Annotated in this window: 13 protein-coding genes; 6 read left to right on the forward strand and 7 right to left on the reverse strand. The window is 52.9% G+C overall.

The genetic code is table 11. From position 1 onward, the window contains the following. Nucleotides 1–162: 162 nt before the first annotated feature. On the reverse strand, nt 163–909 hold the full coding sequence (msrA, locus tag JQN73_RS09505; protein WP_205322808.1) for a peptide-methionine (S)-S-oxide reductase MsrA: 747 nt from the start codon (nt 907–909) through the stop codon (nt 163–165). Between the two features lie 41 nt (nt 910–950). Then, a complete protein-coding gene (msrB, locus tag JQN73_RS09510; protein ID WP_370551337.1) occupies nt 951–1,553 on the reverse strand; it encodes a peptide-methionine (R)-S-oxide reductase MsrB in 603 nt (200 codons plus the stop codon). Between msrB and JQN73_RS09515 the strand changes: the two genes are divergently transcribed. After that, a complete protein-coding gene (locus JQN73_RS09515; RefSeq protein WP_205322809.1) occupies nt 1,552–1,713 on the forward strand; it encodes a hypothetical protein in 162 nt (53 codons plus the stop codon). The two genes, msrB and JQN73_RS09515, sit on opposite strands and share 2 nt — an antisense overlap. 34 nt (nt 1,714–1,747) lie before the next feature. Here JQN73_RS09515 and JQN73_RS09520 read toward each other — a convergent pair whose 3' ends face one another. Further along, nucleotides 1,748–2,920 carry a sorbosone dehydrogenase family protein gene (locus tag JQN73_RS09520; RefSeq protein ID WP_370551359.1) on the reverse strand — a complete coding sequence of 391 codons (1,173 nt, stop codon included), beginning with the start codon at nt 2,918–2,920 and terminating at the stop codon, nt 1,748–1,750. Between the two features lie 321 nt (nt 2,921–3,241). Here JQN73_RS09520 and JQN73_RS09525 point away from each other — a divergent pair, with 321 nt between their 5' ends. Then, the gene (locus JQN73_RS09525; RefSeq protein WP_205322811.1) at nt 3,242–3,619 is read left to right on the forward strand and encodes a LysR family transcriptional regulator; all 378 of its coding nucleotides are present in this window, start codon (nt 3,242–3,244) and stop codon (nt 3,617–3,619) included. A gap of 11 nt (nt 3,620–3,630) precedes the next feature. Further along, nucleotides 3,631–3,894 (forward strand): HPP family protein, encoded by a 264-nt coding sequence (locus JQN73_RS09530; protein ID WP_205322812.1) that lies wholly within the window; start codon nt 3,631–3,633, stop codon nt 3,892–3,894. A gap of 92 nt (nt 3,895–3,986) precedes the next feature. On the opposite strand, the gene JQN73_RS09535 is transcribed toward JQN73_RS09530, so the two are convergent. Next, a complete protein-coding gene (locus JQN73_RS09535) occupies nt 3,987–4,433 on the reverse strand; it encodes a MarR family winged helix-turn-helix transcriptional regulator (protein ID WP_205322813.1) in 447 nt (148 codons plus the stop codon). 378 nt (nt 4,434–4,811) lie between these two features. Here JQN73_RS09535 and JQN73_RS09540 point away from each other — a divergent pair, with 378 nt between their 5' ends. From JQN73_RS09540 to JQN73_RS09550, 3 genes are read left to right on the forward strand one after another with little or no spacing between them, the layout of a single operon-like run. Next, on the forward strand, nt 4,812–5,504 hold the full coding sequence (locus tag JQN73_RS09540) for a gluconate 2-dehydrogenase subunit 3 family protein (protein ID WP_205322814.1): 693 nt from the start codon (nt 4,812–4,814) through the stop codon (nt 5,502–5,504). A 15-nt stretch (nt 5,505–5,519) separates the two neighbouring features. Continuing rightward, entirely contained in the window at nt 5,520–7,298 is a 1,779-nt protein-coding gene (locus JQN73_RS09545) for a GMC family oxidoreductase (protein ID WP_205322815.1), read from the forward strand. Nucleotides 7,299–7,300: 2 nt separating this feature from the next. Continuing rightward, nucleotides 7,301–8,686: a cytochrome c gene (locus JQN73_RS09550; protein WP_205322816.1), complete on the forward strand. Its 1,386-nt coding sequence runs from the start codon at nt 7,301–7,303 to the stop codon at nt 8,684–8,686. A 151-nt stretch (nt 8,687–8,837) separates the two neighbouring features. Here the strand turns inward: JQN73_RS09550 and JQN73_RS09555 are convergent, their stop codons facing one another. The 3 genes from JQN73_RS09555 to JQN73_RS09565 all read right to left on the reverse strand — a co-directional run bounded on the left by JQN73_RS09555 (nt 8,838) and on the right by JQN73_RS09565 (nt 14,298). Continuing rightward, nucleotides 8,838–10,202: a carbohydrate porin gene (locus JQN73_RS09555; RefSeq protein ID WP_205322817.1), complete on the reverse strand. Its 1,365-nt coding sequence runs from the start codon at nt 10,200–10,202 to the stop codon at nt 8,838–8,840. A 206-nt stretch (nt 10,203–10,408) separates the two neighbouring features. Then, nucleotides 10,409–11,818: a PepSY domain-containing protein gene (locus JQN73_RS09560; RefSeq protein WP_205322818.1), complete on the reverse strand. Its 1,410-nt coding sequence runs from the start codon at nt 11,816–11,818 to the stop codon at nt 10,409–10,411. Between the two features lie 80 nt (nt 11,819–11,898). Next, nucleotides 11,899–14,298, reverse strand: a complete 2,400-nt coding sequence (locus tag JQN73_RS09565; protein WP_205322819.1) for a TonB-dependent receptor — start codon at nt 14,296–14,298, stop codon at nt 11,899–11,901. Nucleotides 14,299–14,430 lie beyond the last annotated feature (132 nt).

Consider the following 14,430-nt stretch of genomic DNA (forward strand, 5'->3'; position numbering starts at 1 on the left):
ACCATACCGCATTCTGGACTCTTCGCCGCGGCAAAACAAGGAGGATCAAACCTACAAATGAAAGGAATTTTTGCGCTCGAAATGGTGTTTTTCTGCGCTTGAGGACTTCTTCAGGGCGGCAACAAAGGCAGAGCAGCCGCTTGACCGCCCGCCCTCTCGGCATCAATACCCGCTAGCTACCGCAACGTTAGTGTAGAGCTTCGGAAAGACGCGTTTCAGGTTGTCGATTTTGGGTAAGTCGTTATAGACGATATAGGGATAAGTCGGATTGTGCGCCAGGAAATCCTGGTGATACGCTTCAGCCGGATAAAACCCTTTGAGCGGGTCAACACGGGTCACGATGCTTGCGGGAAAGGCGTGTGCTTTCGTTAATTGCGCAATATATGCCTGTGCAATATTTTTTTGCGTGTCATCGGCATAGAAAATGTTGGAACGGTATTGGCTGCCGCTATCAGGTCCCTGACGGTTTAATTGGGTCGGGTCCTGCGTCACAGAGAAGAACACCTGCAGCAGTTCGCCGTAGGACACTTCAGCCGGGTCGAAGGTGATCTGCACCGATTCAGCGTGGCCGGTTGTGCCCGAGCTGACGGTTTCATATTGGGCACTGTTCTTTTCGCCGCCAGAGTAGCCGGAGACAACTTTGCGCACTCCGCGAACATGTTCGAATACGCCTTGCACGCCCCAGAAGCAGCCGCCAGCAAATACGGCGGTTTGCGGCGCGCCTTTTACTTTAACGTTGTTGATCGCGGGCGGGGCGATGATGACCGGTGCGTCCGCAGCGTAGGCCGATAGGGATGTTGTTGCTGCAATTGCGGTGAGGCCGCCGAACCCTGCCAATACCGTAAAAATAGCGCTTACCAGCGATGCCGTATAACGTGTTTTAAAAGAGAATGTACGCGGGGATTTCATTTGATGCTCCTCATGATGATGTATTTTACCTTTGCAGCCGATTAGCTGCGCGCGACGAAGTGCAGCGCCACTGAGTTCATGCAATAGCGTAATCCGGTTGGTTTGGGGCCGTCATCGAACACGTGCCCAAGGTGGGCATCGCAGAGTCGGCACGAGATCGCGTCGCGTTCCATGCCGAGACTATTATCGGAACTTTTGACGACATTGTGCGCCGATATCGGTTGCCAGAAACTCGGCCAGCCGGTGCCGGACTCGAACTTGGTTTTTGAATCGTAAAGTGCCGTATCGCAACAAATGCACCGAAAAATGCCATTCGCATGCGATTCTGCATATTCGCCGGTAAAGGGGGTTTCTGTTCCAGCTTTGCGGGTGACTGCATAAGCGCTCGCAGAAAGTATGCGCCGCCATTCCGCATCGCTTTTAACCAGTTTTGGCACTTGTGCCACCCTCAGGCTTTGGCCCGCTGGCGAAAAATATTCGATGCTGACTTCCTGATTGTTGACGGGCGCAACAAGGGAGGCTGCCATTGCCTTGCCAATTAATTTACTGGCGATAAAGGCGCTCACGCCGACCTTAAGAACCATCCTGCGGCCAGGCCACGTTTCGGCAGCGATGAGTGCCATTTTTTTATCTAATGAGCGCATGATGCATCCTTATCGAAAGGTAGACGTTGCGTTTGCGTTTGCGTTCGCGTTTGCGTTTATGTCACGTCGCGTCGCGCGTCGTAATGAGGGCTTCCACGGTGTTGCTGATGGTTGGTCGCATAGCGCGGCCAAGCCTTACACCTTATACGAGGCTTATTAATGATTGGATGAGGAGGATGCTTTTAAAGCCCGCTTTAACTGCTGCTTTTGCCATCATAGGTGACCCGATAAATCGCTCCTGCCAGATCGTCGCTAATCAGCAGAGAGCCATCCGGCAAGCCCAGTACGTCGACCGGACGGCCCCAGACGACTTCCTTGCCACTATTGTCGGTTTGCAACCATCCTTCAACGAACGGTTCTTGCTTCACCGCATGGCCCTGGCTGTCGAAAACCACGCGCATGACCCGATATCCGATTTTTTTGCCCCGGTTCCACGAGCCATGTTCAGCAATGAATGCATTGTTCCTATAGTCAGCCGGGAATTGCTTGCCTGTGTAAAAGCGCATCCCAAGCGACGCTACGTGCGGCCCCAGTTTGATCACTGGCGGCACGAATTCAGCGCACTTGCGGCCTTTGCCTAATTCCGGGTCTAGCGTATCGCCCTGATGGCAATAGGGATAGCCGAAATGTTGACCTACTTTTTCCACATGGTTGAGTTTGTCGCTCGGCATATCGTCGCCCATCATGTCGCGGCCGTTGTCGGTGAACCATAAGGATTGATCGGTTGGATGCCAATCGAATCCGACCGAATTGCGCACGCCTCGGGCCACCACTTCGATAGCACTTCCGTCAGGTTTCATCCTCTGAATATTCGCAAAGCGGGCATCGGGATTGCAGATATTGCAAGGTGCGCCCACCGGCACATAGAGCCAGCCATCCGGGCCGAAAGCGATGAATTTCCAGCCATGATGGGTTTCGGTGGGGAAGCGGTCTGTTACGACGACGGGAGCGGGTGGATTCGACAATTTGTCGTCGATGTCATCCAGACGAAGAATGCGGGACACTGCCGACACATACAATTGCCCGTTACGATAGGCGACGCCGACCGGCATTTCTAACCCCGTTGCAATGGTGTGCACCGCCTTCGCGTGGCCTTGATCCAATTCCACCGCGTATACTTTTCCGCCTGCCGACATACTGCCGACGTAAAGTATGCCGCGCCCGCCCGCATAACGACCCAGCGCCATCTCACGCGCGCTGGGCACGGCGTCAGTCAGTACCGTGATATGAAACCCCGGCGGTAAGCGCAGTTTATCGAGCATCAGGCTCGCAGCATTAGCAGCGCTTGGGGCAGGAGCAATCAGGGCGATTAATAACCCCATCAGGAGTAATAACAACCAACTTTTACGGCGCATAGGGCCGTTCATCGCGTGGCGCATGAGATGCTCCAATGGGGTGGATAAGGTTGATGGAGGCGAGGCAACTATTTTAGCCGTGCACTCTCGTATTTTAGATCGGCATGCCAAAGTCACAAGTTAAACATACCAGACTTATGCTGATTGGTCGCAAAGGTGACAGCGATCAAGTCATGGAAAATCCTTGATATCAGCGTTATGTTTCCACGGGACTAACGTAATATAGTTTCGCTTGCTCGTTCGGTAGCAAAACGCACCTGTGGAATTTTCTTTAACGCGCACTGCGTATTGTCGCCGTAGCCGATTCTCTATTTTCACTACTTCACTTGCTTCATGTTTTTAAGACAGCTCAAATATTTGGTCACATTGGCTGACATAGGACATTTCTCGCGGGCCGCAGAAGCGTGCCATGTCTCACAGCCAGCGCTTTCTAACGCTATTCGTAACCTTGAAAAGGAATGGAATCTGAGTCAGGTACGTCGCGGCAGGAACTATGAAGGGTTGACCGCTGAAGGAGAGCGCGTGGTCGGCTGGGCGCAGCAGATGCTGTCGAGTTACGCCGCCATGCGCCAGGAGACGGTTGATGCGCATAAAAACCCGTCCGGGACATTACGTATCCGTGCGATCCCGACCACAATGCCGGTGGTCCTGCTGCTGACGCAATCTTGTGAGGAGAAATCCTTGAGTGCTACTTCGTACTCGGTCACCTGATCGCGACAGTTGTGGGTTTAGCGGTCTTTCTGCTGGCGGGTAGCGGGATTTGGCAAATGGCTCTTTCCGTAGGACTCGCCATCGGCTTGATGCAGATTACTCGCAGCGTGCATCCACCGGCGGGGACCGATCCGCTTGTGATCATGTTGAGCGGCACGGCGACGCCATCATTTTTACTCTTTCCCGTACTCATCGGCGTAATGCTATTGCTGGGCATCGCTGTGCTGTTCAATAATTTCTTCCGAGAGCAGCGCTGGCCAAGCCAGTGGCATTAGAAAATTAACGCAATGAAATGATGGATTCGTTAGATAGCCGCCTTAGCTGACTTAGCAAAGGCGGCGTTTTGCGCTGAACGCGATGTAAGTCGTCATTCCAACGCCCCCAACAAGGCGCGTAATACAGGAATCGCGCGCTGAAGTTCCGATTGTTGCGTCGCGCTTAGTTGTTTAGAGGCTTGTTTGATGGCGGCCGCGCTAACCCGGTCGTAGCAGTTCAGCAGGTCGTGCGCCTTGGTGGAGGCTGTCAGCTTGACCGTCCGTAAATCGGTCGCCAAAGCGGTGCGTTCAACCAGCTCCGCCTTGCGCAAGGATCGGACCAGATTGCTGATAGTGGAGGGTGCCACCCTAAAGCGCGCAGCGGCCTCACCGGGGGTAACGCCTCCCGATTCTGCGATCAGTCGCAGCAGCGAAATTTGCGCGTCTGGCAAATCCGGAAGGGATGCGGCCTCGCGTGCTTTTTTCATCACAGCACGCCTTAACGGTCCCAATAAACGAGAAAACTCAGTAGCGGTATCCATACGCCGATTGTGCAGCATGCAACTTTTCCCGTCAATTTAGTTTTGCTTACAAAAGTTCTTTACTTTATAGTTACTTTGCATGCAAACTATGTTTTTGTGGAAATGCGATAGGGTATTGTCGGCGTTTTCAATTACGCCAGCGGCGCGAAGTAGCAATTGAGTTTTAGTTATTTTTTGCTGCATTGCAATAATGTCCCAAAATATAATCCCTCGGCATACATTTTTCACTTTGGTCCTTTCATAGCCGGTTGGTCCTTTCAAAGCCTTAACGATGCAGTTTCACAACAGAAATATCAAGTCACTACTATTCATAATTGCAATGGAATAATATGTGCACAAAGGAAATAAATTGTGCGCCGCAGCAAGTGTTAAAAAATCACCTTTCAAGGAGCCTTCATGAAAATTATCGGCATTTCGCCTCATCGCCGTAACTTCTTGCGTAAAGCGGTAGCGGCTGCGCCAGCCGTTGTTCTGCTGGTCGGCGGTGCCTCTGGCGTAGCCTCAGCCGTGTCGACCGGAGAGAGCGCCTATAAGCCGACGTATTTCAATGATGAAGAGTGGGCGGTGCTCGGCGCGCTGGTTGACGGTCTGATCCCGGCCGACGCGGAAGGGCCCGGTGCCCTTGAGGCTGGCGTCCACGAGTTTATCGATCTGCAGATGAAAACGCCCTACGCGTTTGGTGCGTTGTGGTACATGCAAGCGCCGTTTGTCGCGTCAGCAGAACAGTTTGGTTATCAGTTTCATATGAATCCGCGTGAAATGTATCGCAGTGCTCTCGTCGGCCTGAACCAGGCGGTGCAAACAAAATTGGGTAAATCGTTTCCACAACTCGATCCCGCACAACGCGATGCCGTTATCGGTGAACTGGAGCAAGGCACGCTGAATATTGGCGAGGTGCCGCCCAAGACTTTCTTCGCGCAATTGCTACAAAACACCCATGAGGGCTATTTTTGCGATCCTAAGCATGGTGGAAACAAACATATGGCGGCGTGGAAGATGATCGGTTTCCCTGGCGCACGCGCAGATTATATGGACTGGGTGTTGCAGTACGGCAAAAAATATCCGCTGCCACCTGTCTCAATCGCTTAACGAAAGCAGAATCTTATGGCCGATTTAAAAATGAAGCATGTCGACGCCGTCATTGTCGGTTTCGGTTGGACCGGCGCGATTATGGCCAAGGAACTGACCGAGGCTGGCTTGACCGTTGTGGCACTTGAACGGGGCGAATATCGCGATACCTATCCTGATGGCGCGTACCCCAAAACTCTGGATGAACTGACCTATCTGCAGCGGACCAAGTTGTTTCAGGATATGTCTAAAAGCTCGTTTACGTTTCGCCACAATATCGCCAGCACGGCGGTTCCCTATCGACAGATTGGTGCATTCAAACCGGGGGAAGGTGTGGGGGGCGCGGGATTGCATTGGTCCGGCCAGCATTGGCGCGTGTTGCCTGAAGAGCTGCAACTGAAAACCCATTACGAACAGCGCTACGGAAAGAAGTTTATTCCGGAAGGAATGACGATTCAGGATTTCGGGGTTTCCTATGCTGAACTGGAACCGCATTTTGATTTCGTAGAAAAAGTCTTCGGCACCTCCGGCATTGCGTATAGCGTCAAAGGCAAAGTGGTCGGGGATGGCAATTTCTTTGAAGCGGATCGTTCGGACCATTACGCGTTACCGCCACAAAAAGTACCGTACACCGCCAGTCTGTTTCAGAAAGCCGCAAAAGAAGTGGGCCTGCATCCGTTTGTTGAGCCATCTGCGAATGCCTCGCAGCCCTACACCAATCCGTACGGGTGTCAGATGGGGCCATGTAATTTTTGCGGCTTTTGTTCAGGCTTCGCATGCTATAACTATTCCAAGGCTTCGCCCAACGTCAACATTATGCCGGCGCTGCGTCAGGTCGCCAATTTTGAATTGCGGCCGAACAGCAATGTCTTGCGTATCAATCTCGATAGCACCAAAACCCGCGCCACCGGGGTAACCTATATCAACGCCGATGGCAAGACGGTCGAACAGACCGCCGATCTGGTCATTTCTGCCACCTTCGCCTACAACAACGCCCATTTATTCCTGTTATCCGGGATCGGGAAACCCTACGATCCGGTCAGCGGTGAAGGTGTCGTGGGACGCAATATTGCCTATCAGATGATGTCCACGGTCCAGATGTTTTTTGATCTTGACAAGAACACCAACCCTTTTATTGGCTCGGGCGGGACCGGCGTCGCGGTCGATGACTATAACGGTGACCATTTCGACCACGGCCCATTGGGTTTCGTCGGTGGCTCTCCTGCCTGGTGTAACCCGGCGGGCGTCAAACCGATCTCCGGCATTCCCGTTCCACACGGGACGCCTGCCTGGGGCAGCGGTTGGAAAAAAGCGGTTAAAGACAATTATGTCAACACCGTTTCGTTCGATATCCACGGCGCAAACATGGTGTATCGCGATTGTTACGTCGATCTTGACCCGACCTATACCGATAAATTCGGTCAAAAATTGCTGCGCTTTACTTTCGACTGGAAAAACAACGACATCAAGATGAGTCGCTACGTGACTGACAAAATGCTCAACGTCGCACGCGCCATGAATCCAAAATCGATGAACGTGTCGGTGAAAAATTTTGGCGACAAGCTTGATCTGCGAAATTATCAGACCACGCATTGGGCGGGCGGTACCCCGATGGGGACCGACCGCAAAACCAGTGCATTGAACCGCTATCTGCAAAGCTGGGATGTGCATAACGTGTTTGCGGTGGGATCGAGCGTGTTTCCGGTCGGTATCGGTTATAACCCAACCGGTCTCGCCACTGCGCTGACCTATTGGTCGGCTAAAGCAATTCGCGAGCAATATCTGAAAAACCCGCGTCCATTGGTTGAGGCTTGAGCATGCAACTGACAATTCAATTAAAACCCGTAGTGGCCAAGGTCGTCACCGCCCTCGGATTGGTGTTGGTCGCTGGCTCCGGCTGGGCGGCAAATGCAGATCAGCAATTGATCAGGCAGGGCGAATATCTGGCACAAGCCGGTGACTGCATTGCTTGTCACAGCACGGTCAAGGGCAAGCCTTTCGCTGGCGGACTGGCCATCGGAACCCCGATAGGCAAGATATATTCGACCAACATTACGCCGGATAAGCAAGCCGGAATCGGCACCTGGAGTTTCGACGATTTCGACAAATTAATGCGTACCGGCGTGACGAAACAAGGCTACACGGTGTATCCCGCGATGCCGTATCCATCCTATTCTCGTCTGAGCCAGTCTGATATGCATGCGCTGTATGCGTATTTCATGCAGGGCGTGCAAGCTGACCCGACGCCAAACAAAGAAGCGGATATTCCCTGGCCGTTGTCGATGCGCTTTCCGCTGGCGATCTGGCGCTGGGCTTTCGCGCCCAAGCCGGAACCTTATCTGGCGACAGGCAATAGCAGCGGCACCAGCGCTCAGTTATTACGCGGCGCCTATCTGGTCGAGGGGCTAGGACACTGTGGTGCTTGTCATACACCGCGCGGAGTGGGCTTTCAGGAAAAGGCACTGACCGATGTCGGTAATCGTGATTATTTGTCTGGCGGTGCACCGATAGACGGCTGGACCGTTCCCTCCTTGCGCAATGAACACGGGGGCGGATTAGCCCGCTGGACCAATGCGGATATTGCGGACTTCCTGAAATCCGGCCGCAACAATCACACCGCATCATTCGGTGCCATGAACGATGTGGTGGCGCATTCGATGCAGCATATGACCGATGTCGATCTGGACAGCATCGCGCTGTATTTAAAGGCGCTCCCGGCGAAAAATACCGAGGCGGCAGCATTCAAGCCAGATAACAAAGTTGCCGCGGCTTTATCCAACGGCGTGGTGAACACAGCCGGAGCGCAGATTTATCTGGACCGATGCGCCGGTTGTCATCGTTCGGACGGGAACGGTTACAGCAAAGCATTTCCGGCGTTGGCAGGGAACGCTGTGCTGCAAACTGGTGACCCCACTTCTGCGATCAATATTGTGTTGTCTGGAGGGGCGGTACCGGCAACCAGAACGGCCCCGTCAGCGCTCACCATGGCACCGTATGCCGAGTTGCTGAACGACGAGCAGGTGGCGCAAGTGGTCAGCTTTATCCAGACCAGCTGGGGCAACCAGGGCGGCAACGCCACGGCTGCACAAGTTGCCAAAGTCAGGAAGACCTCGGTTCCAGTCAAACCGCTTACCGAAACCTCATTTGCACCCGGGCGTTCAGGCACCTTTGCTGCGTCTTTAGTGGGGACTGCTCCGAAGTAACTCCGAAGCAATACGCCGAGGTAATCACATGAGTAATGTCCTAAGTACTGCTTTGTTCGTCTGGCCTGTCTTGATGAAAGAAAGCTCCCGAATATACGGGAGCTTTCTTTTTCAGAACAAATAAGCCAAAAGCGGGCTATTTTGCCGCTGGCTAAAACTCAGCGTGTAGGCGGACAGTGCCGACATTGACCGGACCGCGATCTGCGTTATAAGCGGGGTTCGCGATACGCTGAACGTCAAACATCAAATAAGTCTCTTTATAAAGATTGATGTTGTAATACGCTTCCAGTATTTTTTCCGGTTTGTAGCTAATCCGTCCGTCTCCAATAAAAGCGCCGAGGCCGCCCAACGCCAGATAGTCCTGATGGGCTTTGCTCAATCCATTCTGCGCAACCGCGACGCCGACAGTGTCTCTAGAGCGGCCCCAATGTTCGCCTTTGACCGCAACCCCGGCGGTGACCGAGCGTTCGATTTCGGTGAAAGAATACGTTTCGGTCTTGCCGTCGTTGCGGCTAGCCCGTGCGAACAAACCAATGTCAGAACGCAGCGCATGTTCAAGACTCACGCCATAGCCCACTTTGAAGCTGTCTTTCCGCACATTGGCGACCGAAGGCACGCCGCCGCTGTCGGCGGCGATAGCGTCGCGGAAACTGCCCATATTTTCTTTATTGCGAAACATCAGGAATTTGACTTTTCCTTCTTGAGCGCCCAGTTTGTAGCTGTGTTCAATTTCAATCTGATCGCCGTAGTACTTGGCCAGACGGGTTTCCAGTGGCTGTCCGTTTGACATAATCGGGACCATGAATCGACCGTAACGAAAGGCCCAGTCGTCGTAATAATATTCTGCCGCACCGCCCCAGGTATAACCACGCGCATCACCCGCATAGTCGAAGGCACCATAGGTCAAGAACGACCAGTTCACAAATTGCGTGCGGGCATCATGCGCGTACGCGTTGTTATCGAAAATATCGGTCACGCTAACATTGCCCAGCGTCACGACCAGTCTCCGCTTATCGACCATCCCGGCCAGTTGGTTTTGTCCCGATTCGACTGCCTCCTGTGCGCCACCAAAGTCGAATGTTTGCCTGAGGAACAAACGTGCACGATAGAATTTCGGGTTAGGGCCGCTGGTCTTTTGCTGTTCGCTGTTGGTCATCCCTCCCAGACCATGCAAACCTGATAGCGGCACTGCCTGCACCATCTCCGGATCGAAATACAGCTCCGCACCGCCCCATAAGCGAAGACCAAAAAAGCCGGTCGCCGTGAGAGAGTAAGCCTTTTCACGCTCGGGCGACAAACTATTGGCGCCGCTATAGGGCGCGTTGAACGATGGCTTGCGTTGCCAGATGTAGGTCGACTGGAAGTGCGCGTTCCAGTTCTCGGGCGCCATGATTTCTTCCGCTTCCAGCGCAGCTGGTGCAGAGTCGGCCTCGGCATGCGCCGTTATTGGCAGGCTAAATAGGCGCGCTGCCGCCAACAGGCTGCCGAAAAGGATCTTATTTTTACTTTTAAACATAGGGGCTCCGAGAACACCGCGAGTCTATTGGTGGCCTTTTTTTTAGTCAAGCAGTAAGTCGGTTAACGAAACCGGCTTCCTTCGAAGTCGTTGCAATACGACGACAATGACATAATGCGGTAGCATATCTATGCCCAATACCAGCGAATATCGTTGTTTGATAACGCTGGCAGGAACAATTGCGATTGAGCTTAAAAACTAAAATGTTAAATTCTTTTCCGGAAAAACAGCGTGTCGCCCAGCCACACAAGCAGCATCGAAACCCCCATCATTGGAAATAAAATACCCATGACCGCCAGGAACCCTCTCCAGCGGTGGATGGAAGGTGGCGGGTTCAGCACCCGTTTAGGTGCCCCTATCGATCTGGCGGGACGGCGTTTCCACCACATCACAAAGCCTGTGATCGCCATGCCGAGAAGTGCCAATGATATTGCCGCGCAAATCAGCTGATTTGCTAATCCAAAATATTCGCCCATATGCAAGGCCACGCCAAGCGTGACCGCTTTAGACACAGGGTTGTAGTCTGAAAAACGCATATCTTTCAAAATTTTCCCGCTGTATTGGTCAATATGCAGCGTTCGTTGTCGATCAAGATCAGAGCGTAAAAATTCTGACGCGCCCGGCGCATACGATGCGGTAAAAACGCTCGCTGTTTTGGTGGGCAATGCCAATTGATAGGTCAGCATGCCGTTGCGTGCCGCGATCGCCGCAACCTGATCGATGGATAGGCGTTGCGGTGGCATCACATGGGGATGCGACATCGGTACGGTTGTCGCACCCACCGCCCAAGGGATATCGGCCAGAGGCAAATTGCGCATTTTCATCGGGATTGCTGACGGTTCAGCGGCATGCACATGTTCAGGTTCAGCCGCTTTTGCTGAACTGTCAACGCTCGCCCAAGTGACGATAGCCTGAAAATTTTTGCCCCAAAAACTGGACCAGGGCAGCCCGGTTAAAATGAAGAACAGGGCACCGATTGCAACCCATAATCCTACCACCATGTGCAACTCGCGCCATATCGCACGGCCGCGTAAGTGAAGGCGGGGAAGCAAGGTGCCCCGCACCGAAAATGCGGTTCTCGGCCACCACAAAGCGATGCCGGTTCCGAGCATGATCAAGGTCCAGCAAGCGGCCAGTTCCATCAGCCATCCGCCCCATTTTCCCAGCATCAGATCGCGATGAATTTGGCGCACCTGATTCATAATACGATGTTCTACGCTGAGCGTTCCCAAGACCTTGCCGGTGGTCGGATTCACATACACACTGGTGCTCTCGCCGGACGCCAGGCGGAACACCGCTTCGGTGCTGCGCTGTGGATTGTTGCTGACGCTGATTGAGGTGGCGACCGCCTCCTCGGGCACAGCGCTGGCAGCAATCGTTAATTGCTTGTCGTAACTGATCGGCGATTGCGTGCTGGCCGCGACGAACAGTTTGTCGGCATAGAGCGCAGCATCTATCTGCGGCTTGAAGACATAGATTGTGCCGGTGATGGCCAGTGCAATCAGAAATGGCATGACAAATAATCCGGCGTAGAAATGCCAGCGCCATAAAATGCGGTAATTGCGCGATGCAGACAATGCTGGATCGACGGATGAAAATTGTAGTGGTGTTCGCATGGGTTGCTGCTCTTACTGAAAGGGTTTTCAAGGAGAATATCAATGCCGGGATCGTCACTCGGCGGAGCCGTTGCAAGGCATCACATACTGACCTTTGCCTCCAGGTAGAAGGTTCTGCCCGGATACGGGTAGTAGACGTAATAGCGACGGTCCGTCAGATTGTCGACCCCGAGGCCAATTTCGGTATGCTTCGTCGGCTTGAACGTCAGCTTGGTGTCGAATACCAGGAACGAACTGGTTCCTCCAAAAGTATCGGGATTAATGTCGGTGTTGGTGAGCGTATTGAACTGCCGCCCGGAAAAGCGCCCGCCCAGCATCGCGCTGGCTTTTTCGTCAATGCGATAAGTGCCGACCAGATTCGCCCGCCACAACGGAATGCGATAAAAATTCTTCCCGACAGTCGCCGGATTTTTACTATTTTCCAGGATAATCGATCGGGTGTAACCAACGCTGGCGCTGAGATCAAGCCCACGCAACATCACATTTTCCGCGGAATAACTAAGCTCAATTCCGCGTGAACGGACCCGATCAATATTCTGGATATTGGTCACGTTCGGAAACACCGCTGTATTGGTTTGACTGAACAACGTGTTCTTCACATCGTCTTCGAAGACAGACATACGGAGGAGTCCGTTGGATTGCGCCCATTCCGCACTGAGTTCTTTGGCCAGATCATTTTCCGGTTTCAGGTTCGGATCATTACTCACCAATGTCGATCCGGTGAGGCTGCCTTGAAACAGTTCGCTGACGGTCGGAAATCGATAAGCGCGGCCGGTGGAAAAGCGGAAAGTAAGATCGGGTGTGGCCTGATACGATAACGCCGCTTTTGGCGACCAATTGGATTGCGTGCGATTGCTATAAGCCTGCGAAGAACCGACTATCGCGCGCACACCATCATAAGCGCGCCAATCTTCATAACGCAATCCATACGTCAACTTCCAGCGCGAGAATAACTGCCACGCGTCCTGCGCATAGAGTGCCTGAGTTTCCGTTTTTCCAGCGAAAGCGTTATTAAATCCACCGCCGTCATCGTTGCGCCAGTTGCTCAGATTGCGCGTGGTGTTTTGCAGGAAATAATTGTCGTAGTGATAGCCGAAAGTCGGCCAGTGGGACCCGGCCTGGACGATGACCGGTTTGTAGTCCATCGTCAGGTCAAGTGTCTTCCAGCCGGAACCATCACCAAAAGTTGCCGCGCCGGTGGGATCGTTGGGTAACCCACTATTGGCTGAACGGAAAATGCTCTTTGAAATGTCGAAATAGGAGGCAATTGCTGAATAATTCCAGCCATTTTGATGTTGGGTTTTAAGCGTCAATCCAAGCAGTTGATTTTCGCTTTCGCTGGCGGCCGGGGCAAAAAATCCATTTGGTAGAGTGTATTGATAACCACCGATATTTACCAACCCGGCGTAGACCGGATTGCCGTTAGCATCGCGCAGGAAGGTCGCCGTGTTGTTGCTCACCTGCTGATGCCAATAGCCAAAAGTGAGTCCCGCCTGCAAAGTCGGCGTTATATCAAGAATGGCTTTGAACTTGAATTGATCCTGCACCACTCTTTCAGCACCTTCTGAGTTCACCCCAAAAATGGTCGCGGGTGCGCCGTTAGGATTCATATATTGATAAGCGCCGGTAACAGGAATAGCCGCGCTGGTGGCCGCGGTAGTGGATCGCAACTGGTTGCCATAAACGAACGGTTGCCCGGCGTTGCTGAGATGATCAATACCGAGCAGGAAGGAAAAATTGCCCACTTTATTACCTATCGAGGCGGTAGTTTTATTGCCATCGAAATGACTATTGATGCCGAACAGGTTAAATTGCTGACTGAATACCTGCGCCTTCGCCAGGGCCTCTAATTTGGTTGGCATTTTCGTCGTGATTGCCACGGTCGAACCCATCGAATTGCCGGGATATAGGGCTGAAAATGGACCATACATCACATCGACCTGCGCAATATCTTCTGGAAAAACCATCGACCAATGCGGAGGGAAGCTGAACGTATTCCCAAGAAAATTACTCAGTAGCAAGCCATCCGCATACACGAGGCCGCGCGCGGTCTGTGAATTGCCATTGCCGCGCACGGAAATGGTCGCGTTTTCATCCCCGATGAAGCGCTTGCGAATCGCCATGTTCGGCATGTATTTCAAGGCATCTTCGGTGTTCACTACGTTCAAATTTTCCAACTGCCGGGCGGTGATACGTTCACTGGTGGCTGGCAAATTGACGTCGAACGCCTGGGTTTGTCTGGCACCTGTGACCACGACCTCGGGTACAACCAGATCGCTCGGTTCAGCGGCAACTGCATTTTGAAAAAATATCGGTAAGACGAAACAAGACAGCGGTAGTAAGGCTGCCCTTAAATACGTCGACTGATTGCATGATGCGTGTGGTGCGTGTGGTGCGTGTGGTGCGTGTGTTGCCCGATGCGCATTTGCACGCCGTTCAGAACGCACGATTCCCTTAGTTTGCGAAGGCAAATTAAGCATAAAACTCCCCTGGTTTCACTCAGCCGACTGGTGGCTAAGCAAATGAATGAATAAATAAATGCGCAAGCTCGCACGCACCGCGAACGCAAATGCAGCGGCTGCGACACTACGGTGTCATCAATTGGATAAACG

Origin of the sequence: Glaciimonas sp. PAMC28666 (assembly GCF_016917355.1) — a bacterium.
Lineage (GTDB): Bacteria > Pseudomonadota > Gammaproteobacteria > Burkholderiales > Burkholderiaceae_D > Glaciimonas.

What these genes read in the sequence shown, in the direction of transcription:
- JQN73_RS09545 (WP_205322815.1), top strand. Translation starts at nt 5,520, where the DNA reads ATGGCCGATTTAAAAATGAAGCATGTCGACGCCGTCATTGTCGGTTTC.
- JQN73_RS09520 (WP_370551359.1), bottom strand. Translation starts at nt 2,920, where the DNA reads ATGAACGGCCCTATGCGCCGTAAAAGTTGGTTGTTATTACTCCTGATG.
- JQN73_RS09535 (WP_205322813.1), bottom strand. Translation starts at nt 4,433, where the DNA reads ATGCTGCACAATCGGCGTATGGATACCGCTACTGAGTTTTCTCGTTTA.
- msrA (WP_205322808.1), bottom strand. Translation starts at nt 909, where the DNA reads ATGAAATCCCCGCGTACATTCTCTTTTAAAACACGTTATACGGCATCG.
- JQN73_RS09540 (WP_205322814.1), top strand. Translation starts at nt 4,812, where the DNA reads ATGAAAATTATCGGCATTTCGCCTCATCGCCGTAACTTCTTGCGTAAA.
- JQN73_RS09550 (WP_205322816.1), top strand. Translation starts at nt 7,301, where the DNA reads ATGCAACTGACAATTCAATTAAAACCCGTAGTGGCCAAGGTCGTCACC.
- msrB (WP_370551337.1), bottom strand. Translation starts at nt 1,553, where the DNA reads ATGCGCTCATTAGATAAAAAAATGGCACTCATCGCTGCCGAAACGTGG.
- JQN73_RS09525 (WP_205322811.1), top strand. Translation starts at nt 3,242, where the DNA reads ATGTTTTTAAGACAGCTCAAATATTTGGTCACATTGGCTGACATAGGA.
- JQN73_RS09515 (WP_205322809.1), top strand. Translation starts at nt 1,552, where the DNA reads ATGATGCATCCTTATCGAAAGGTAGACGTTGCGTTTGCGTTTGCGTTC.
- JQN73_RS09555 (WP_205322817.1), bottom strand. Translation starts at nt 10,202, where the DNA reads ATGTTTAAAAGTAAAAATAAGATCCTTTTCGGCAGCCTGTTGGCGGCA.
- JQN73_RS09565 (WP_205322819.1), bottom strand. Translation starts at nt 14,298, where the DNA reads ATGCTTAATTTGCCTTCGCAAACTAAGGGAATCGTGCGTTCTGAACGG.
- JQN73_RS09560 (WP_205322818.1), bottom strand. Translation starts at nt 11,818, where the DNA reads ATGCGAACACCACTACAATTTTCATCCGTCGATCCAGCATTGTCTGCA.